This is a genomic window from Bradyrhizobium sp. 149, assembly GCF_023073915.1.
In the GTDB taxonomy this organism is placed as follows: domain Bacteria; phylum Pseudomonadota; class Alphaproteobacteria; order Rhizobiales; family Xanthobacteraceae; genus Bradyrhizobium.
The window spans coordinates 603,680-622,514 of the sequence record NZ_JADPKK010000019.1 but is presented as its reverse complement, the minus strand read 5'-3'; the positions used below and the strand labels follow the sequence as shown (position 1 = coordinate 622,514).

The window sequence follows — 18,835 nt, the reverse complement described above, 5'->3', positions numbered from 1 at the left end:
ATAGAGCAGGGCGCAAATCGCGGGGTCGTTCCGCAGCCACTGCCCAAACCTTCATCAAGGCCCATGCCCGATCATCAATATGTCCTGACCCTGTCCTGTCCGGATCGTCCCGGCATCGTCTCGGCGGTGTCGACCTTCCTGGCCCATAACGGACAGAACATTCTCGATGCCCAGCAGTTCGACGACGTCGAGACCAAGAAGTTCTTCATGCGGGTGGTGTTCACCGCGGCCGATCTCGCCGTGGAGCTGTCGGCGCTCCAGACCGGCTTTGCCGCGATCGCCGAGCGTTTCGGCATGGAATGGCAGATGCGCGACCGCGCCGAGCATCGCAAGGTGATGCTGCTGGTGTCGAAGTCCGACCACTGTCTGGTCGACATTCTCTATCGCTGGCGCACCGGCGAACTGCCGATGAATTTGGCCGCGATCGTCTCCAACCATCCGCGCGAGGTCTATGACGGGCTCGATTTCGGCGGGGTTCCGTTCCACTATCTGCCTGTTACGAAAGAGACCAAGCGCGAGCAGGAGGCGCAGATCCTGGACCTCGTCGCCAAGACCGGGACGGATCTCGTCGTGCTCGCCCGCTATATGCAGATATTGTCCGACGATCTCTCGGCAAATCTGTCGGGACGCTGCATCAACATCCACCACTCGTTTCTGCCGGGTTTCAAGGGCGCAAAACCCTATCACCAGGCCCATGAGCGCGGCGTCAAGCTGATCGGCGCCACCGCGCATTACGTCACGCGCGACCTCGACGAGGGCCCGATCATCGATCAGGACGTCGAGCGCATCAGTCATCGCGACAGGCCCGAGGATCTCGTGCGAAAGGGCCGCGACATCGAGCGCCGCGTGCTGGCGCGCGCGATCCGTTACCATCTCGACGACCGCGTTATCCCCAACGGCCGCAAGACCGTGGTGTTCATGGATTGATGTTGCTTCACCTCGCCCCACAGCGAGGCGAGGGAGCGCACCGACCTAACGCACTGCGCCGGCCGACGTAGACCCCGTCGCGCCCTTCTGCGCCTGCTCTTCCTTTTCGCGATCGGCCGCCGGCAACAGCCGCTTGCGCTCGCGCTCCTTCATGTAGGCATCGTATTGCGGCGTGCCGGCCCGCGGTGGGGCGTCCGACGGCAAGCCGCCGGCCCATTGCGGGACGTAGTCACCCATGCCGGAGGAGAGCTTTTCGTTGACGGTGCCGCAGCCGGACAGCCCCGCGGAGAGTGCGAGGAGAAACAGGAGGGAACTGAAGGATCTGGGCATTGTACGGGCGCGTCAGTCGTGTTGGACGTCAGGTTAGGCTGGCGCCGGGAGAGTAGCCTTCAACAAGGTAAAATAGGCTTATTCGAGGTAGGTAATTAGCTACCGAGATGTGCAGGCCCAAGCCTCGCCGATGTTCAAATTCTGCAAACAAAAGACGAAATCCTCCATCCACCCGGCTGGCTGCGTTTCTAGACTGCGGCAAGGGCTCGCGACAAAGTGGCTCGATCGGCGAGAGGGCTTTTTCGTTGACAGGTCCATTTTATTTGTACAATCGTACAAATGATGGCGACCGCAATCGGGATGCTCGGGTATCCGATATAACCCCGACATCGCTTGCTGCTGTCGGTATTCGGAACGTTCGGCTTGCGCCGAATGGTCGCCAAACGTCCGATTGACAATAAGGGCGCGAAAGACGCCATGTTGCGCGCGACATCACGCGTGCGTGAGCTAAGCTCAAGGCAAGGACCGGGCACTCGGTCCGGCGCACAAGAGATCAGGAATGAGGGGAGGGACATCTGATGTTCGAACGCAAACAACTGTCTCGTAAGACTGCTTGGGCCGCGGCAGCGGCCGCCCTAGCGGGCCTTGCGGCCGTCGCTCCGGCCAAGGCCGAGGACAGCGTCAAGGTCGGTCTGATCCTGCCGATGACCGGCGGCCAGGCCTCGACCGGCAAGCAGATCGAAAACGCGATCAAGCTCTACATGCAGCAGAAGGGCGACACCGTCGCCGGCAAGAAGGTCGAGATCATCCTCAAGGATGACGCTGCGATTCCGGACAAGACCAAGACCGCCGCCCAGGAGCTGATCGTCAACGACAAGGTCCATTTCATCGCCGGCTTTGGCGTGACGCCGGCCGCCCTCGCGGCCGCGCCACTCGCCACGCAGGCCAAGATTCCGGAAGTCGTGATGGCGGCCGGAACCTCCATCATCACCGAGCGCTCGCCCTATATCGTGCGCACCAGCTTCACGCTGGCGCAGTCCTCCACCATCATCGCCGACTGGGCGGTGAAAAACGGCATTAAGAAAGTGGCGACGCTGACCTCGGACTATGCGCCGGGCAATGATGCGCTCAACTTCTTCAAGCAGAACTTCACCGCCGGTGGCGGCGAGGTGGTCGAAGAGGTGAAGACGCCGCTTGCCAATCCGGATTTCGCACCGTTCCTCCAGCGTATGAAGGATGCCAAGCCTGACGCGATCTTCGTGTTCGTGCCGGCCGGCCAGGGCGGCAACTTCATGAAACAGTATGCCGAGCGCGGGCTCGACAAGGCCGGCATCAAGGTGATCGGGCCGGGCGACGTCACCGACGACGACCTGCTCAACAACATGGGCGACGCCGTGCTCGGCACGGTCACCGCGCATCTCTATTCGGCAGCGCACCCCTCGCAAATGAACAAGGATTTCGTCGCGGCCTACAAGAAGGCGTACGGAAACCGTCCGGGCTTCATGGCGGTGAGCGGTTATGACGGCATTCACCTGATCTACGAAGCGCTGAAGAAGACCAATGGGGACACCGACGGCACCAAGCTCGTCGAGGCCATGAAGGGCCAAAAGTGGGAGAGCCCGCGCGGCCCGATCTCGATCGATCCCGAGACCCGCGACATCGTGCAGAACATCTACATCCGCAAGGTCGAGAAGGTCGACGGCGAGCTCTACAACGTCGAGTTCGCGACCTTCGAGGCCGTCAAGGATCTCGGCAAGACCAAGAAGTGACGCGTGTGCTTCACCTCTCCCGCTTGCGGGAGAGGTCGGCGCAACGCGCCGGGCGAGGGCTCTCTCCTCTTTGGGAGTCTCTTCGGTTGAGACACCCTCTCCCCAACCCTCTCCCGCAAGCGGGAGAGGGAGCGCAGCACGGCCCTTGGCCACACCTAGGATAACCTTCGACACGCGATGACCTCAATCCTCACCAATCTGTTCGATGGCGTTGCCTACGGCATGCTGCTGTTCGTGCTGGCCTGCGGGCTCGCGGTCACGCTCGGCCTGATGAACTTCGTCAACCTTGCCCATGGCGCCTTCGCCATGGCCGGCGGCTATGTCTGCATGGTGCTGGTCAACCGGATGGGTTGGCCGTTCTTCGCCGCACTGCCGCTGGCCTTTGTCTCCGCTGCGACGATCGGCATCGTGCTCGAACGCACGCTGTACCGACACCTCTATGCGCGCAGCCATCTCGACCAGGTGCTGTTCACCATCGGCCTGACATTCATGTCGGTCGCCGCCGTCGATTACATCCAGGGTTCGTCGCGGGTCTTCATCAACCTGCCGGCTGCGCTCCAGGGCCAGTTCGACGTGTTCGGCGTCGGCATCGGCCGCTATCGGCTGATGATCATCGTGATCTGCGGACTGCTCACCATTGGTCTCCAGATGGTGCTGGCCAAGACGCGGTTCGGCAGCCGCCTGCGCGCCGCAGTCGATGATCCCCGCGCCGCGAGCGGCCTCGGCATCAACGTGCCACAGGTGTTCGCCTTCACATTTGCCTTTGGCTGCGGCCTGGCCGGTCTCGGCGGCGCGCTGAGCGCCGAGATCCTCGGTCTCGACCCGTATTTCCCGCTGAAGTTCATGATCTACTTCCTGATCGTGGTGACCGTCGGCGGCTCGTCCTCGATCACCGGCCCGTTCCTGGCCTCGCTGCTGCTTGGCATCGGCGACGTGGCCGGCAAATATTACGTCCCGAAGATGGGACCTTTCGTGATCTACACCATGATGATTGTGATCCTGATCTGGCGCCCGAACGGTCTGTTCGGCCGCACGGCCGCGCGTTGAGTTCGCCGATGAGCGCTTCCTCCGACGTCGGCTATCACGCCCAGCGCCAGGCACGCTGGCACTATGGCGAGGCCGCTTTCTGGCTGATCGTGCTGGCCTGCGGCTTCGTATTTCCCTCGCGTTACCTGATCATGACCGACATCCTGCGGCTCGCGCTGTTTGCGATGTCGCTCGATTTGCTCCTCGGCTATGCCGGCATCGTCTCGCTCGGCCATGCCGCGTTCTTCGGCGTTGGCGCCTATGCCGCGGGACTTCTGGCGCTGCACGGGATCGTCAACGAGCCCGTGCTTGCGCTTGTCGTCGCCGGCCTCGTCGCGATGGTGCTCGGCTTCGCCACCAGCTTCCTGGTGATCCGCGGCGTCGACCTGACGCGGCTGATGGTGACGCTCGGCATCGCGCTGCTGCTGGAGGCGCTGGCCGAACGCTTCTCCAACGTCACCGGCGGCACCGACGGCCTGCAGGGTATCGAGATGCAGCCGATCTTCGGTGAGATCCCGTTCGACATGTTCGGCAAGACCGGCTTCTTCTATTCGCTCGCCGTTCTGTTGGTGTTGTTCCTGTTCGCCCGCCGCGTCGTGCATTCCCCGTTCGGTCTGTCATTACGCGCGATCAAGAACAATCCGCTGCGCGCTGCCGCCACCGGCATCCCCGTCAACCGTCGCCTGATCGCGATCTACACGCTCGCGGCGTTCTATGCCGGCATCGCGGGCGCGCTCTTCACCCAAACCACGGCGATCGCCTCGCTCGATGTATTCGCCTTCGAGCGCTCGGCGGACCTGATGCTCGTGCTCGTGATCGGCGGCACCGGCTATCTCTATGGCGGGCTGATCGGCGCGGTGCTGTTTCGTATGCTCCAGGAATTGTTCTCGACCATCACCCCGCAGTATTGGCAGTTCTGGATCGGCCTCGTGCTGGTCGTGATCGTGCTGGTCGGCCGCCAGCGCCTGCATCGCTGGATGCTGTATGTGCCCAATCTGGTCATCAAGCAGATAGCCGGGCGCAAGGCCGTGGTCGCCATTCCGGAGAGCGACGCATGACCATCGCGCTGGAAACTCAAAATCTCGAAAAGCAATTTGGCGGTCTGCGTGTCACCCGCGACTTGTCGCTAAGAATCGACCAAGGCGCCCGCCACGCGCTGATCGGTCCGAACGGCGCCGGCAAGACCACGGTGATCAACCAGCTCACCGGCGTACTCAAGCCAAACTCGGGCCGCATCCTGCTCGAAGGCCAGGACATCACGGATCTGCCTGTGCACAAGCGCGTGTTGCGCGGCTTATCGCGTACCTTCCAGATCAACCAGCTCTATCCCGACCTGACCTCGCTCGAGACCATCGGTCTCGCTGTCTCCGAGCGCCTCGGCCATGGCGGCGACTGGTGGCGGCGGATGGGCACGCGCAGCGACGTCAACGGCGAGATCGCCGACCTCCTGACGCGCTTCCACCTGCTCGACGTCATGAACGAACAGACCGTGACGCTGCCTTACGGCAAGCAGCGCCTGCTCGAGATCGCGGTCGCGATAGCCGCCAAGCCGCGCGTGCTGCTGCTCGACGAGCCCGCCGCCGGCGTGCCCGAGAGCGAGCGCCACGACATCCTCGCCGTCGTCGGCAGCCTGCCGCGCGACGTTACCGTGCTGCTGATCGAACACGACATGGACCTCGTGTTCTCCTTTGCCGACCGCATCTCCGTGCTGGTCTCCGGCGCGCTGCTCACCGAAGGTCCGCCCGAGCAGGTCGCGCGCGACCCGCAGGTCAAGGCGGTCTATCTCGGCGAGGAGGCGGTCAATGTCTGACCTGCTCGCGATCGACTCGCTTCGCGCCGGCTACGGCGAGGCAGTGGTGCTGCCGAACATGTCCCTGCGTCTCGCCGAAGGGCAGGTGCTGGCGCTGTTGGGCCGCAACGGCACCGGCAAGACCACGCTGATCAACTCGGTCGTGGGCGTCACCCGTCGCTTCTCCGGCACTGTCGGGCTGGCCGGCACCGACGTCACGACCTTGCGGCCCGACCAGCGGGCGCGCGCCGGGATCGGCTGGGTGCCGCAGGAGCGCAACATCTTCCGCTCGCTCACGGTGGAAGAGAACATGACCGCGGTGGCCCAGCCCGGTCCCTGGACCGTCGAGAGGGTCTACGAGATGTTCCCGCGGCTGAAGGAGCGGCGGAGCAACTTTGGCAACCAGCTGTCCGGCGGTGAGCAGCAGATGCTGGCGATCGGCCGCGCGCTGACTCTCAATCCGAAAGTGCTTCTCCTGGACGAGCCGACCGAGGGCCTTGCCCCCATCATCGTCGAGGAGCTCTTGAAGGCGATCGGGACCATCACCCGGGCCGGCGGCATCTGCTCGATTATCGTCGAGCAAAATGCCCAAAAGATTCTGGGGCTCGCCGACCGCGTTGTGATATTGGAGCGCGGAACGATCGTCCACGACGCCCCGAGCGCCGCGCTGAAGGCCGACCCGTCGGTCCTCGAGCGCCACCTCGGCGTGGCAGGGGCGGCGGCCCACTAGAATTTCGGGAGAGACAAAAATGCAGCGAACCAAAGCCCCCTTCCGCGCTGACGAGGTCGGCAGCCTCCTGCGCCCCGCCAAGATCAAGGAAGCCCGCGCCAGGCTCGAGAAGGGCGAGATCTCGGCCGACGATCTGCGCAAGATCGAGGACATGGAGATCGAGAAGGTCGTGCACAAGCAGGCTTCGCTTGGCCTGAAGCTCGCAACCGACGGCGAATTCCGCCGCTCCTGGTGGCATTTCGATTTCCTGGCGAAGCTCACCGGCTGCGAAATGTTCCACCCCGACACGGGCATCCAGTTCGCGGGCATCGAGACGCGGCATGACGCGGTGCGGGTGATCGGCAAGCTCGACTTCCCCGACGACCATCCGATGCTGGACCACTTCCGCTTCCTGAAGAAGGTCACCGACCAGGCCCACGTCACCGCCAAGATGACGATCCCCTCGCCGGCGGTGCTGCACTTCCGCGGCGGCCGCAAGGCGATCTCCAAGGACGTCTATCCCGATCTCGACGCCTTCTACGAAGACCTCGGCAAGACCTACCGCAAGGCCGTGAAGGCGTTCTATGACGCCGGCTGCCGCTATCTCCAGTTCGACGACACCGTGTGGGCCTATCTCTGCTCGCCGGACGAATTGCAGAAGGCGCGCGAGCGGGGCGACAATCCCGAGGGTCTGCAGCAGATCTATGCGCGAATCATCAACTACGCGCTGGCCGAGAAGCCGGCCGACATGGTGGTGACGACGCATGTCTGCCGCGGAAATTTCCGTTCGACCTGGATTTCGTCAGGCGGCTACGAGCCGGTTGCCGAGACCATGCTCGCCGGCACCAACTACGACGGCTATTTCCTCGAATACGACAGCGATCGCGCCGGTGGCTTTGAGCCGCTGCGTTTCCTGCCCAAGGGAAACAAGGTCGTCGTGGTCGGCGTCATCACCTCGAAGTTCGGTGAGCTCGAGAAGAGGGATGACATCAAGCGCCGTCTGGAAGAGGCCGCCAAGTTCGCCCCGCTGGAGCAGCTTGCACTCTCCCCGCAGTGCGGTTTTGCGTCGACGGAGGAGGGCAACGTGCTCTCCGAAGAGGAGCAGTGGGCCAAGCTCAGCCTCGCCGTGGAGATCGCCAAGGAAGTGTGGGGCCAATAAGGCCTCGTTGGCTCCGCTGTCATTCCCCGCGCAGGCGGGGAATCCAGTAAGCCGCAGCTTTCCCGTATCTCTCGCTGTCTATGGACTACTGGATCGTCCGGTGAAGTCCGGGCGATGACGGCCTGCATGGAGGCCGTCCTTACTTTCTCCGCCAGATAAACCTCGCCCAGCAGCGACGAGTTCGACCACGGCACTTGCTTGTTCTTCGTGGTCGAGACCACCTCTGCCCGCACCCGCGTCAGCATCTGCTGCACCTCAAGGCCGGGCGTGCCGAGATGGCGGGAGAGCGCGGCGGAGAACGGCGAGTTGGCGCCTTCGCCGTCGAGCGCGACCTGGCCCGGCGCAGTGGCGAAAGCGATCAGCGTCCCGGCGCCGAGCGTCGCACCGGCTCCGAGACTCGTTGGCGCCGCCAGGCCCGAGGCAGCTTCGATGCCGCGGTTGATGTCGGCCGATGCGACCTGCTGTGCCATTGGATTGTTGCGGCAGGCATCGAAGATCAAAATATTGGTGCGGACCTGGTCGTCGAGACCGGCCATGATCGTGTCCATGTCGATCATCGCGTCAGTCATCCTTGCGCCCGGCTTGAGTTCGACGTCGACGGGTATGAGATAGTTGCGGCCGTCGATCTGCACGCCGTGGCCGGCATAGTAGACCACCGCGACCTGCGCCCGCGCCGCCTCCCGCAAAAAGCCACGCGTCATCTGCTGCATCGCCGCGCGGTCGAGATCGACGCCTTCGGACACAGTGAATCCGATGTTGCGCAGGCTCTTCGCAACGGCGCGCGCATCATTGGGCGGATTGGGTAGTGCCTTGACGTGTGCATAGGCGCCATTGCCGATGATCAGCGCCATGCGCGTGCCGCGCGCGGCCTGAACAGGCGAGGGGGGCGCGGCACCCGTCTGCTGGGGAGCTGGTGCCTGTGCCGGCTCCGTCGTCGGTGACGGCGCATCGCGCGGGATCGGCACGCTTGCGCCGGTGACCAGCGACAGCCGCACCTTTGCGGTCGCCTGATTGGCCTTGCTGCCGGCATCGGCAGCCGCGATCGCCAGCGTCGCCTTGTAATCGTCTCGCGCCTGCGCGTAGTCGCCTTTTGCCTCATAAGCGAGCGCGCGATGGGTGTAGCCCGAGATCAGCACGCTCTTCGGCGGCGTCATGATGTTGACGGGCGGCTTCTCCCTCGCGAGTCGGATCGCTTCGCTGCCGTCCGCAATCGCGCGATCGTAATCGCCTCTGACACGCCAGATCGCGGTCCGGTTGATCAGCGGCTGCGGTAGCGTCGGGTCGAGCCGGATCGCCTGATTGATGTCGGTCAGCGCGCCGTCGAAATCACCAAGTGCCTCCTTCGCGATACCGCGGTTCTGGAACGAGAACGCCGATCTGGGATCGGCCTTGATCGACATATCGTAATCGGCAATGGCTTTGGCGTAGTCGCCCTTGCCGCGCCAGGCATTGCCGCGATTGTGGAAGATGATACCGCTCGGCGGGCCCAGCTTCAGCGCGTCGTCGAAATCGGCGATCGCGATCTCGTACTCGCCTCTGTCGTAATAGGCCGATCCCCTGAGATTAAAGGCCGCCTGGTTCGGCTGGAGCCGGATCGTTTCCGTGGCGTCAGTGATGACCTTGGCGTAATCGCCCTTCTTGTTCCAGGCCACCGCGCGCCAGAAGTAGACCGTCGCGAGTTGCTCGCCCTTGAACACCTTCAGCGCAATGATTTTAGCGCAGGCGTCGATCATCTGGTCTGCCGGCGTGGTGTCGCTGGTGCAGAGCGGCCCAAGCTGCCTGCGCGCCTGCGCAAATGCCGGCGCCGACCACGGGGTTGCAGCGAGCAGGCAGAGTGCGGCGAGGAGGCGGCGCATGGCGGTGGTCCCGTCGAGGGAGAGGCGTCTGTTTTGTTGCCCGGCAGGGGGCACTGGTTCACGGCCTCGCTGTTGTGCACAACGGCGAACCCGGATGCCTCGATCCCCTATTCCCTCAGTGGGCAGATTTTGCTACGAGGCGGTACCCAACCCCTCTGCCCACCGCGTCCCACTGATGAAAAACGACGAAATCCTGAGCCAAATCACTGAGTTCTGCCGCAAGGCGGACATGGCGGAATCGACGTTTGGCCGACGTGCGGTGAACGATGGGAAACTCGTGCACCGCCTGCGCGAGGGCAAGCGCATCACCATCGACACGCTGGACCGGATCCAGGCTTACATGGCCGCATCGATGGCCGGCGGCGTGCCGCCACCGCGGGGACTTCAGGTGCCCCCGGAAAAGCGCGATCCGCGCGGCAATTTTCGCTTTTTTGAGAACCGCCAGAAATACCTGCTGTTCGTCCACACTTGCAGCGAGAAGCGGGTGGTCGCCGAGCGCGTGGCGCTGGAGCTTGCCAGCATCCATCCCCGGCCCCCGGCACTGCGCGTGTTCGACGCGGGCGTTGGGGACGGCACGGTGCTGGCGCGCGTACTGCGCTCGATGCATCAGCGCTTTCCGCACATGCCGTTCTATGTCGCCGGCAAGGAGCTCAGTCTCGAGGATCTCCGCCTGACGCTGGAGAAGGTGCCGGATCGCATTTTCGAGCATCCGGCCTCGGTGTTCGTCTTTACCAATATGTTGTACGCGGAGGCGCCCTGGCTCACGCCGGCATCGCCCGCGGCGGCCGCCGCGACCGTCTGGCACGAGGTGCCCCTGCGGGGGGCTTCCTCGGGCGAGTTCGAGACCCAGATCGCGGAGCTGAAGCCGTTTTTGGAGCAGAATTGGCGCGCGGCGATCAGCCCGCGCACGGGCATGCCGCTGTATGAGCGGCCTGTCGTGCTGGTGCTCTACCGCGAAGACCAGCGGTTTTTGCTCGATTCGACCATTCCGCGGCCGGGCCAGACCGAGGCCAATTTCGACCTCGTTATTGCATCCCAGCCATACCGCGCGCTGTCTTCGGTCAATTTTCGGGCAAAACGGATCATTGCGCCCCTGGCGCGGGCCTTGCGGGCAGGCGGCCGCCTGATCGGAATTCACTCCCACGGCCAGGATCCGGGCATGGAAATGATCCAGGCAATCTGGCCCGGAGAAAATCCTTTCTCGGTGAGCCGTCATGAGCTATTGCGCGCGGTGAAGTACGAGCTCGGCTCGGTGGGCCGCGACCTAAATTTTAATGCTTACGCAGATAACCGCTCGATCTTCAGGTATGATATGGAAGCGCTGCCCAACGAGGTGACAGGCACTATCGGAACCTCGACAGCCTTTGCAGCCTGGAATGCGGCGGTGTATGTCGCTCAGATTGAGGACGACCGGTTGACGGAAATGACTCAAAACGGCCGCACTCTGGATGCCGCCAGGGACGTGCTGCGAAAGTACAATGGGCTCTGGTTTCTCGACGAATCCTACGTCATCTCACGCCGGCGTGATTGACATCATTCAAAGCTAAATATCGCAACGCCCGCCAGCTAGCGGCGGAACAAGGGGTTACTGATGCGCGCGTCCTATCTCTTCACCAGCGAGTCCGTGTCCGAAGGCCATCCGGACAAGGTGTGCGACCGGATCTCCGACGAGATCGTCGATCTGTTCTACCGGGAAGGACCGAAAGCAGGCATCGATCCCTGGCAAATTCGCGCCGCCTGCGAAACGCTCGCGACCACCAACAAGGTCGTGATCGCTGGCGAGACCCGCGGTCCCGCATCCGTCACCAACGAGCAGATCGAAGGCGTCGTTCGCGCTGCTATCAAGGACATCGGCTACGAGCAGGAAGGTTTCCACTGGGAGAAGGCCGACATCGAGATCCTGCTGCATCCGCAGTCGGCTGACATCGCGCAGGGCGTCGATGCGCTGCAGCCGGGCGAGGTCAAGGAAGAGGGCGCGGGCGACCAGGGCATCATGTTCGGCTACGCCACCAACGAGACGCCGGATCTGATGCCGGCGCCGATCTTCTACGCCCACAAGATCCTGCGCCTCATCTCGGAAGCGCGCCACTCCGGCCGCGAGAAGGTGCTGGGTCCTGACTCCAAGAGCCAGGTCACGGTGCAGTACGAGAACGGCAAGCCGGTCGGCGTGCGCGAGATCGTGGTGTCGCATCAGCATCTGGTCGAGGATATCTCGTCGAAGCAAATTCGCGACATCGTCGAGCCCTATGTGCGCGAGGCGCTGCCGAAGGACTGGATCACGTCGAAGACCATCTGGCACATCAACCCGACCGGCAAGTTCTACATCGGCGGTCCCGACGGCGATTCCGGCCTGACCGGCCGCAAGATCATCGTCGACACCTATGGTGGCGCGGCCCCGCATGGCGGTGGTGCGTTCTCTGGCAAGGATCCGACCAAGGTCGACCGCTCGGCCGCCTATGCGGCGCGCTACGTCGCCAAGAACATCGTCGCGGCCGGTCTCGCCGACCGCTGCACGCTGCAGCTCGCTTACGCTATCGGCGTGGCGCGCCCGCTGTCGATCTACATCGATACCCACGGCACCGGTAAGGTGCCGGAGGACCAGCTCGAAAAAGCGGCGGCAGAGGCGATGGATTTGACGCCGCGCGGCATCCGCAGCCATCTCGACCTCAACCGCCCGATCTACGCGCGCACCTCGGCCTACGGCCATTTCGGCCGCACGCCGGACAACGAGGGTGGCTTCTCCTGGGAGAAGACCGATCTCGTCGAGCCGCTCAAGCGCGCGGTCTAGTTCCCGTGCGACACTCCGGGGCGCTCGCGTGAGCGAGCGAACCCGGGATACTTAGTCATCACATCGATATTCCGGGTACGGCTCTTCGGGCCGTCCCGGAATGACCAATTCAACAACAGGACGCCCGCAATGAACGCGAAGCCCGGCTTCACCGATTACATCGTCAAGGACATTTCGCTCGCCGAGTTCGGCCGCAAGGAGCTCTCGCTCGCCGAGACCGAGATGCCCGGCCTGATGGCCACGCGCGAAGAGTATGGCCCGAAGCAGCCGCTGAAAGGCGCGCGCATCGCCGGCTCCCTGCACATGACGATCCAGACCGGTGTGCTGATCGAGACGCTGGCAGCGCTCGGCGCCGACATTCGCTGGGTCTCCTGCAACATCTATTCGACGCAGGACCACGCCGCGGCGGCGATCGCAGCCGCCGGCATTCCGGTCTTCGCCGTCAAGGGCGAGAGCCTTACCGAATACTGGGACTACACCGCCAAGCTGTTCGACTGGCACGGCGGCGGTCACCCGAACATGATCCTCGACGACGGCGGCGACGCCACCATGTACGTCCATCTCGGTCTGCGGGCCGAGAACGGCGACACCAAGTTCCTGGACAAGCCGGGTTCGGAAGAAGAGGAAGTCTTCTTCGCGCTTTTGAAGAAGCAGCTCAAGGAGAAGCCGAAGGGCTACTTCGCCGAGATCGCCAAGAGCATCAAGGGTGTTTCCGAAGAGACCACCACGGGTGTGCATCGTCTCTATGACATGCAGAAGGCCGGCACGTTGCTGTGGCCGGCCATCAACGTCAACGACAGCGTCACCAAGTCGAAGTTCGACAATCTCTATGGCTGCCGTGAATCGCTGGTCGACGGCATCCGCCGCGGCACCGATGTGATGATGTCGGGCAAGGTCGCGATGGTCGCTGGCTTCGGCGACGTCGGCAAGGGCTCGGCCGCCTCGCTCCGCCAAGCCGGCTGCCGCGTGATGGTGTCGGAAGTCGATCCAATCTGCGCGCTGCAGGCGGCAATGGAAGGCTATGAAGTCGTGACCATGGAAGACGCCGCGCCGCGCGCCGACATCTTCGTCACCGCGACCGGCAACAAGGACATCATCACGATCGAGCACATGCGCGCGATGAAGGATCGCGCCATCGTCTGCAACATCGGCCACTTCGACAACGAGATCCAGATCGCGGGTCTGCGTAACCTGAAGTGGACCAACATCAAGCCGCAGGTCGACGAGATCGAATTCCCCGACAAGCACCGCATCATCCTGTTGTCGGAAGGCCGCCTCGTGAACCTCGGCAACGCGATGGGCCATCCGTCTTTCGTGATGTCGGCCTCCTTCACCAACCAGACGCTGGCGCAGATCGAGCTTTTCGCCAACAACAAGGACGGCAAGTACAAGAAGGAAGTCTACGTGCTGCCGAAGTCGCTCGACGAAAAGGTCGCGCGCCTGCACCTCGCCAAGATCGGCGTCAAGCTCACCGAGCTGCGCAAGGACCAGGCCGACTACATCGGCGTCAAGCAGGAAGGCCCGTTCAAGTCGGATCACTACCGCTACTGAGACGCTGGTTCGAATCCATTGTTGACACGAAGCCCCGGAGCGATCCGGGGCTTCGTTGTTTTAATGACGACGGAGCGCCTGTCGTTGCGGTTGTGATCGAGCCGATTGCCGGTTGACGCGCAACGTCCGCGAGCGGACAATCCTTGGCGGCGGAGGGAACCATGTCCCAAGACCATTTCGACGTGCTGATCGTCGGTGCCGGCCTGTCCGGCATCGGTGCGGGCTATCATCTTCAGACCAAATGCCCGGGCAAGAGCTACGTCATCCTCGAGGGGCGCGACTGCATCGGCGGCACCTGGGATTTGTTTCGCTATCCCGGCGTCCGCTCCGACAGCGACATGTTCACGCTTGGCTATTCCTTCAAGCCATGGACCGATCCGAAGGCGATCGCCGACGGCGCGCAAATCCTCAACTACGTTCGCGAAACCGCGGCCGAGAACGGCATCGAGAAGCACATCCGCTTCCACCATCGTGTCAAGCGTGCGGCGTGGTCAACGAGTGAGGCGCGCTGGACCGTCGAGGCCGAGTGCATCACGGGCGAGGGCGCGACTGAGACCGTGCGCTTCACCTGCAATTTTCTGTTCATGTGCTCGGGCTATTACAAATACGAGGCGGGTTACACGCCGGAGTTTCCGGGCGTCGCGGATTTCGCCGGCCGCATCGTGCATCCGCAGAATTGGACTGACGACATCGACTGTGCGGGCAAGCGCGTCGTCGTGATCGGCTCGGGCGCGACCGCGGTGACGCTGGTGCCGGCGCTCGCCACGACGGCTGCGCAGGTCACCATGCTCCAGCGCTCGCCGACCTATGTGGTGTCGCGTCCGGCGCAGGATCCCGTCGCCAATAAATTGCGCCGCAATCTGCCGACGCGCCTTGCCTATCATCTGATCCGCTGGCGCAACGTGATGTGGGGGATGTTCTTCTTCCAGCTCAGCCGGCGCCGTCCTGCGAAGGTCAAGGAGCTGGTTCTCAAGGGCGTGCAGATGGCGCTCGGCTCCGACTACGACGTCGCCACCCATTTCACGCCGCGCTACAATCCCTGGGACCAGCGGCTCTGCCTCGTGCCTGATGGTGACCTGTTCAAGGCGATCCGCGAGCAGCGCGCCTCCGTGGTCACGAAGGAGATCGACACGTTTACCCGCGATGGCATTCGGCTGAAGGACGGCAGCGAGCTTGCCGCCGACATCATCGTGACGGCGACGGGGCTAGTGCTCCAGGTCGTCGGCGGCCTTGACGTCAGCGTCGACGGCCGCGCCGTCGATTTTGCCAATACGCTGACCTACAAGGGCATGATGTATGCCGACGTGCCGAACATGGCTTCGGCCTTCGGCTACACCAACGCATCATGGACGCTGAAATGCGATCTCACTTGCGAATATGTCTGCCGGCTCATCAACTACATGGACCGGCACAATTTCCGGCAGTGCATGCCGCATAATGACGATCCGGCGATCACCGCGCAGCCCTCGCTCGATTTCACCTCTGGCTATGTGCAGCGCTCGGTCGCGATGATGCCGAAGCAGGGCTCGAAGCAGCCTTGGCGGCTCTACCAGAACTACGCCCTCGACATCGTCTCCTTGCGCTTCGGCCGGATCGACGACGGTGTCATGCAGTATTCCTGATCGCGCCGTCGCCCGCGGTTGCGCCTTGCGCGTGGTGAGCGCCTGGCCAAGATCGACCGCGAGTGCCAGCACCGCCGTCCGGCAATGCGTTGTTTTGCGTATACGGCCGCTCGGCTGAATCGGCGATGCTGCCCGAACGGTTAACGCCGGATTAACCGCGGAGTCCTAGCCTGTGTCGGCCGGGGTTACTCGCAAGGCCGAGGTAAGCCCAATGGAAGCCCAGAAGATCGCGGTCGACGCCGTCGTGGCGCTGACCGATTGCGACCGCGACGCCGTGATCGCGTTCATCCGCCGCCTGTATCTCGCCGGCGTCACCGACCCCAAGCGCCTGACCTTCAAGGGCCTGCAGGCGCTGTCGCGGGTCTGATTCGGCTCGCTTCAGCTGCAGGTCCCAACCTTACTCTCCGGAGTGTGATTGCAACCCACCGGTGAATATCTTGCCGCTCGGGCGGTGTCGGGGTAGATCACGTTCCCGGTTGGATCGCTGGGGTACGGGGAGATGCTGAAACAGCTTTTTGCACCGCAACTGGTCATTCTTTATATCCTTGCGGCCTCGACGATTTACATCCACTTCCGGGGCAAGCAGCGGCTGCGCTTCGCGCGCCAGCTGGGCGATCACTCCACCTATCTCTCGCCCTACAACGTGCTGATGTATGCGGGCTCGGCGGTGCCGAACAGGCCGGTGATCCCGGTCGAGCAGTTTCCGGAGCTGAAGCTGCTCAGCGAAAATTGGGAAGCGATCCGCGAGGAGGCCGTGCGCCTGTTCGACGAAGGCTTCATTCGTGCCGCGGCGAAGAATAATGATTGGGGTTTCTACTCGTTCTTCAAGAGCGGCTGGAAGCGGTTTTATCTGAAATGGTACGACGACTTCCTGCCTTCGGCGCGCACGCTGTGCCCGAAGACGGTGGAGCTGCTCAACTCGATCCCGATCGTGCATGGCGCGATGTTCGCGATGCTGCCGCCGGGCGGCAAGCTCGGCGCCCACCGCGATCCCTTCGCCGGCTCGCTGCGCTACCACCTCGGCCTCGTCACGCCGAACTCGAACAAGTGCCGCATCCTGGTCGACGGCGTCGAATGCGTCTGGCGCGACGGCGAGGCCTTCATGTTCGACGAGACCTTCATCCACAGCGCGGAGAATGCGACCGACGTCAACCGCATCATCCTGTTCTGCGACGTCGAGCGTCCGATGAAGTACGGCTTCCTAACCGCGATCAACCGCTGGGTCAGCCACCACATCGTCAAGGCGTCGGCAACCCAGAACGTCGACGGCGAGAGCGTCGGCGTGCTCAACAAGGTGTTCGGCAAGCTCTACGAGATCCATCTTGCGAGCCGCAAGATCAAGGCGTGGAATCGCAAGGTCTACTACGTGCTGAAATATTCGCTGACGGTCGTGATTCTCGGCCTCTTCGTGCTGTCGGCCTTGAGGTGATCGCGTTCGCATGCGAACCGTCAGCATTTTCTAGTGATGGTGCTTCTGTCCTTCGGAGCTATCGGGGCGTTGGTAACCTCGCAGCTCCGCGTATCGCCGCATTTGGCTCTGATCGAGCAAGGCGGCTGTCGACAGATGATATTTGAGATGGCTTTCGCGGAGCAGTGCCTGGGTTTCCGAAATGGCAACGAGGGTCGCCTTGAGTGACTCCGATGTTACGACGCGGGCGGAGAAGAGCCGGTCCAACTCCGTTTCCTGCTCGACCAGCTTGTTACCCAGCGGGACCGCCTCTTGCTTCATGGCATCGAAGAGGCGCTGAACCTGGATGCGCTGATCCGCGGTCAAATCAAGCCGATCACCGAACTCAAGAACATGGCTCGGACCGGGATATCCATTGAGCTCGGCGGCAAGCGCCAGGCCCATGCCACGTCCCGCTCGAAGATCGTCGATCTGCTGGTGCGACAATGCCTTGATGGGCCGATGCTCAAGGCCAGCATAGGGCTGACTGGACTGCGCGCCGGCAACGTTGCACGAGACGATAAGCGTGGCCGCAAGGAGGAGAAGGCGCCTCATGAGTCTGGCTCCATGAAATCGGCCCGGTTCGTGATCGATCTCCACCGGTGCTCACCACTTATCTTGCTGGATGGTTCGCCCCATGGCAACAAGATTACCTGATTGAGCGGTCGAACTTGGAGCAGGCAATGGCCCCGTTACTAGTTGCGAACATTGAGGTGGTGCAGTTTTTCCGCGCGTGGCTGGAAACCTTCGCGGGCTATGTCCGCGAGGTCGACTACGCCTCGGCACGTCCGCTCTTCCATGCGGATGTGCTGGCCTTCGGCACGCACAACGACGTCATCCCCGGTCTTGACCAATGGGTCTCGACGCAATGGGACAACGTCTGGCCGAAGACGACCGACTTCCGATTCGTGATTGAGCAAACTTCGGTCCTGGCATCACCCGACGGCGCGATGGCAACCGTGATCGCGCCGTTCACGAGCACGGGCTATCATCCCGATGGCAGCCCGTTTCCGCGGCCAGGCCGCGCCACCATGGTGTTTTCCCGCAATGCCGATGGTTGGCTGTGTGTGCATTCCCACATGTCGCTCAATCGCGGTGTGCCCCAGGCAAGCCACGCCAATCGGTCGGTGAAGGCCTGGTAGATTGGCATCGTTCGCGATCGACATGCAAAAGGCCCGGACATGTCCGGGGCCTTCCTATTTCAAGCCACGGTGAGCCTTACTCAGGCTGGCCGATCGAGACCTTCAGCGTGCCGACGCCGTCGACGCCACATTCGAGCTTATCGCCGGGCTGGAGCTGCGACACGCCGGCCGGCGTGCCCGTCATGATGATGTCGCCCGCGGCGAGCTTCACCTGTTGCGAGAGCTGCCAGATGATCTCAGGCACGTTCCAGATCAGCTCGGTGAGGTCGCCCTTCTGCGCTTCCTTGCCGTTGACCGTGAGCCAGATCTTGCCCTTGGCGGGATGGCCGATCTTCGACGCCGGCTGCACCGCGGAGCAAGGCGCCGAATAGTCGAACGATTTGCCGATCTCCCACGGACGCTCCTTCTTGCGCGAGGCAATCTGGAGGTCGCGGCGGGTCAGGTCGATGCCGACGGCATAGCCATAGACATGGTCGAGCGCCTTGTCGGCGGGGATGTTCAGCCCGCCGCTCTTCATCGCGACGATCAGCTCGACCTCGTGATGGAGATCTTTGGTCAGCGGCGGATAGGGAATGGTGGCGCCGTCGGGCACCAGCATGTCGGCGTGCTTGGCGAAGAAGAACGGCGGGGCGCGCTCGTCATTGCCCATCTCGCGGATGTGCTCGAGATAGTTGCGGCCGACGCACCAGATGCGGCGCACGGGATAACGGCCGCTTTCCCCCACCACGGGAAGCGACGGCTGACTTGGGAGCGGGATGACGTAGGAGGCGGCGTTCATGA

The 18,835-nt window shown here is 63.1% G+C and carries 17 protein-coding genes and 1 pseudogene; 14 read left to right on the top strand and 4 right to left on the bottom strand.

Annotated elements, in window-relative coordinates:
- The first annotated feature begins 63 nt into the window (after nucleotides 1-63).
- Complete coding sequence (gene purU, locus IVA88_RS14725) at nucleotides 64-927, top strand: formyltetrahydrofolate deformylase (RefSeq protein ID WP_247497946.1); 864 nt, start codon at nucleotides 64-66, stop codon at nucleotides 925-927.
- A 45-nt stretch (nucleotides 928-972) separates the two neighbouring features.
- Here the strand turns inward: purU and IVA88_RS14720 are convergent, their stop codons facing one another.
- A complete protein-coding gene (locus IVA88_RS14720) occupies nucleotides 973-1,257 on the bottom strand; it encodes a hypothetical protein (RefSeq protein ID WP_247497945.1) in 285 nt (94 codons plus the stop codon).
- Nucleotides 1,258-1,775: 518 nt separating this feature from the next.
- Here IVA88_RS14720 and IVA88_RS14715 point away from each other — a divergent pair.
- The 6 genes from IVA88_RS14715 (at nucleotide 1,776) to IVA88_RS14690 (ending at nucleotide 7,649) form a co-directional block, all read left to right on the top strand.
- Nucleotides 1,776-2,966 (top strand): ABC transporter substrate-binding protein, encoded by a 1,191-nt coding sequence (locus tag IVA88_RS14715; RefSeq protein WP_247497944.1) that lies wholly within the window; start codon nucleotides 1,776-1,778, stop codon nucleotides 2,964-2,966.
- Nucleotides 2,967-3,143: 177 nt separating this feature from the next.
- Nucleotides 3,144-4,013: a branched-chain amino acid ABC transporter permease gene (locus tag IVA88_RS14710; RefSeq protein WP_247497943.1), complete on the top strand. Its 870-nt coding sequence runs from the start codon at nucleotides 3,144-3,146 to the stop codon at nucleotides 4,011-4,013.
- Nucleotides 4,014-4,021: 8 nt separating this feature from the next.
- Entirely contained in the window at nucleotides 4,022-5,050 is a 1,029-nt protein-coding gene (locus IVA88_RS14705) for a branched-chain amino acid ABC transporter permease (RefSeq protein ID WP_247497942.1), read from the top strand.
- The gene (locus tag IVA88_RS14700; RefSeq protein WP_247497941.1) at nucleotides 5,047-5,802 is read left to right on the top strand and encodes an ABC transporter ATP-binding protein; all 756 of its coding nucleotides are present in this window, start codon (nucleotides 5,047-5,049) and stop codon (nucleotides 5,800-5,802) included. The genes IVA88_RS14705 and IVA88_RS14700 overlap by 4 nt, the downstream gene beginning before the upstream one ends.
- Nucleotides 5,795-6,511 carry an ABC transporter ATP-binding protein gene (locus IVA88_RS14695; RefSeq protein WP_247497940.1) on the top strand — a complete coding sequence of 239 codons (717 nt, stop codon included), beginning with the start codon at nucleotides 5,795-5,797 and terminating at the stop codon, nucleotides 6,509-6,511. The genes IVA88_RS14700 and IVA88_RS14695 overlap by 8 nt, the downstream gene beginning before the upstream one ends.
- A 19-nt stretch (nucleotides 6,512-6,530) precedes the next feature.
- Nucleotides 6,531-7,649 (top strand): cobalamin-independent methionine synthase II family protein, encoded by a 1,119-nt coding sequence (locus IVA88_RS14690; protein WP_247497939.1) that lies wholly within the window; start codon nucleotides 6,531-6,533, stop codon nucleotides 7,647-7,649.
- A 143-nt stretch (nucleotides 7,650-7,792) separates the two neighbouring features.
- Here the strand turns inward: IVA88_RS14690 and IVA88_RS14685 are convergent.
- Nucleotides 7,793-9,505, bottom strand: a pseudogene (locus IVA88_RS14685) (caspase family protein); the annotation flags it as partial.
- A gap of 175 nt (nucleotides 9,506-9,680) precedes the next feature.
- Between IVA88_RS14685 and IVA88_RS14680 the strand changes: the two are divergent.
- From IVA88_RS14680 to IVA88_RS14655, 6 genes are all read left to right on the top strand, one after another.
- Nucleotides 9,681-11,036, top strand: a complete 1,356-nt coding sequence (locus tag IVA88_RS14680; RefSeq protein ID WP_247497938.1) for a hypothetical protein — start codon at nucleotides 9,681-9,683, stop codon at nucleotides 11,034-11,036.
- A gap of 60 nt (nucleotides 11,037-11,096) precedes the next feature.
- A complete protein-coding gene (gene metK, locus IVA88_RS14675) occupies nucleotides 11,097-12,293 on the top strand; it encodes a methionine adenosyltransferase (RefSeq protein WP_247497937.1) in 1,197 nt (398 codons plus the stop codon).
- Between the two features lie 129 nt (nucleotides 12,294-12,422).
- Nucleotides 12,423-13,844 carry an adenosylhomocysteinase gene (gene ahcY / locus IVA88_RS14670; protein WP_247497936.1) on the top strand — a complete coding sequence of 474 codons (1,422 nt, stop codon included), beginning with the start codon at nucleotides 12,423-12,425 and terminating at the stop codon, nucleotides 13,842-13,844.
- Between the two features lie 161 nt (nucleotides 13,845-14,005).
- Entirely contained in the window at nucleotides 14,006-15,466 is a 1,461-nt protein-coding gene (locus tag IVA88_RS14665; RefSeq protein WP_247497935.1) for an NAD(P)/FAD-dependent oxidoreductase, read from the top strand.
- 211 nt (nucleotides 15,467-15,677) lie between these two features.
- On the top strand, nucleotides 15,678-15,833 hold the full coding sequence (locus tag IVA88_RS14660) for a hypothetical protein (RefSeq protein ID WP_167768006.1): 156 nt from the start codon (nucleotides 15,678-15,680) through the stop codon (nucleotides 15,831-15,833).
- Nucleotides 15,834-15,965: 132 nt separating this feature from the next.
- Nucleotides 15,966-16,895 carry an aspartyl/asparaginyl beta-hydroxylase domain-containing protein gene (locus IVA88_RS14655; RefSeq protein ID WP_247497934.1) on the top strand — a complete coding sequence of 310 codons (930 nt, stop codon included), beginning with the start codon at nucleotides 15,966-15,968 and terminating at the stop codon, nucleotides 16,893-16,895.
- A gap of 30 nt (nucleotides 16,896-16,925) precedes the next feature.
- On the opposite strand, the gene IVA88_RS14650 is transcribed toward IVA88_RS14655, so the two are convergent.
- Complete coding sequence (locus IVA88_RS14650; protein ID WP_247497933.1) at nucleotides 16,926-17,468, bottom strand: hypothetical protein; 543 nt, start codon at nucleotides 17,466-17,468, stop codon at nucleotides 16,926-16,928.
- A 128-nt stretch (nucleotides 17,469-17,596) separates the two neighbouring features.
- On the opposite strand from IVA88_RS14650, the gene IVA88_RS14645 reads away from it, so the two are divergent.
- The gene (locus IVA88_RS14645) at nucleotides 17,597-18,055 is read left to right on the top strand and encodes a nuclear transport factor 2 family protein (protein WP_247498021.1); all 459 of its coding nucleotides are present in this window, start codon (nucleotides 17,597-17,599) and stop codon (nucleotides 18,053-18,055) included.
- Between the two features lie 76 nt (nucleotides 18,056-18,131).
- On the opposite strand, the gene IVA88_RS14640 is transcribed toward IVA88_RS14645, so the two are convergent.
- Nucleotides 18,132-18,833 (bottom strand): fumarylacetoacetate hydrolase family protein, encoded by a 702-nt coding sequence (locus IVA88_RS14640; RefSeq protein WP_247497932.1) that lies wholly within the window; start codon nucleotides 18,831-18,833, stop codon nucleotides 18,132-18,134.
- Between the last annotated feature and the right edge of the window lie 2 nt (nucleotides 18,834-18,835).

Coding starts and splice junctions, on each gene's coding strand:
- purU (WP_247497946.1), top strand. CDS start 64: ATGCCCGATCATCAATATGTCCTGACCCTGTCCTGTCCGGATCGTCCC.
- IVA88_RS14720 (WP_247497945.1), bottom strand. CDS start 1,257: ATGCCCAGATCCTTCAGTTCCCTCCTGTTTCTCCTCGCACTCTCCGCG.
- IVA88_RS14715 (WP_247497944.1), top strand. CDS start 1,776: ATGTTCGAACGCAAACAACTGTCTCGTAAGACTGCTTGGGCCGCGGCA.
- IVA88_RS14710 (WP_247497943.1), top strand. CDS start 3,144: ATGACCTCAATCCTCACCAATCTGTTCGATGGCGTTGCCTACGGCATG.
- IVA88_RS14705 (WP_247497942.1), top strand. CDS start 4,022: ATGAGCGCTTCCTCCGACGTCGGCTATCACGCCCAGCGCCAGGCACGC.
- IVA88_RS14700 (WP_247497941.1), top strand. CDS start 5,047: ATGACCATCGCGCTGGAAACTCAAAATCTCGAAAAGCAATTTGGCGGT.
- IVA88_RS14695 (WP_247497940.1), top strand. CDS start 5,795: ATGTCTGACCTGCTCGCGATCGACTCGCTTCGCGCCGGCTACGGCGAG.
- IVA88_RS14690 (WP_247497939.1), top strand. CDS start 6,531: ATGCAGCGAACCAAAGCCCCCTTCCGCGCTGACGAGGTCGGCAGCCTC.
- IVA88_RS14680 (WP_247497938.1), top strand. CDS start 9,681: ATGAAAAACGACGAAATCCTGAGCCAAATCACTGAGTTCTGCCGCAAG.
- metK (WP_247497937.1), top strand. CDS start 11,097: ATGCGCGCGTCCTATCTCTTCACCAGCGAGTCCGTGTCCGAAGGCCAT.
- ahcY (WP_247497936.1), top strand. CDS start 12,423: ATGAACGCGAAGCCCGGCTTCACCGATTACATCGTCAAGGACATTTCG.
- IVA88_RS14665 (WP_247497935.1), top strand. CDS start 14,006: ATGTCCCAAGACCATTTCGACGTGCTGATCGTCGGTGCCGGCCTGTCC.
- IVA88_RS14660 (WP_167768006.1), top strand. CDS start 15,678: ATGGAAGCCCAGAAGATCGCGGTCGACGCCGTCGTGGCGCTGACCGAT.
- IVA88_RS14655 (WP_247497934.1), top strand. CDS start 15,966: ATGCTGAAACAGCTTTTTGCACCGCAACTGGTCATTCTTTATATCCTT.
- IVA88_RS14650 (WP_247497933.1), bottom strand. CDS start 17,468: ATGAGGCGCCTTCTCCTCCTTGCGGCCACGCTTATCGTCTCGTGCAAC.
- IVA88_RS14645 (WP_247498021.1), top strand. CDS start 17,597: ATGGCCCCGTTACTAGTTGCGAACATTGAGGTGGTGCAGTTTTTCCGC.
- IVA88_RS14640 (WP_247497932.1), bottom strand. CDS start 18,833: ATGAACGCCGCCTCCTACGTCATCCCGCTCCCAAGTCAGCCGTCGCTT.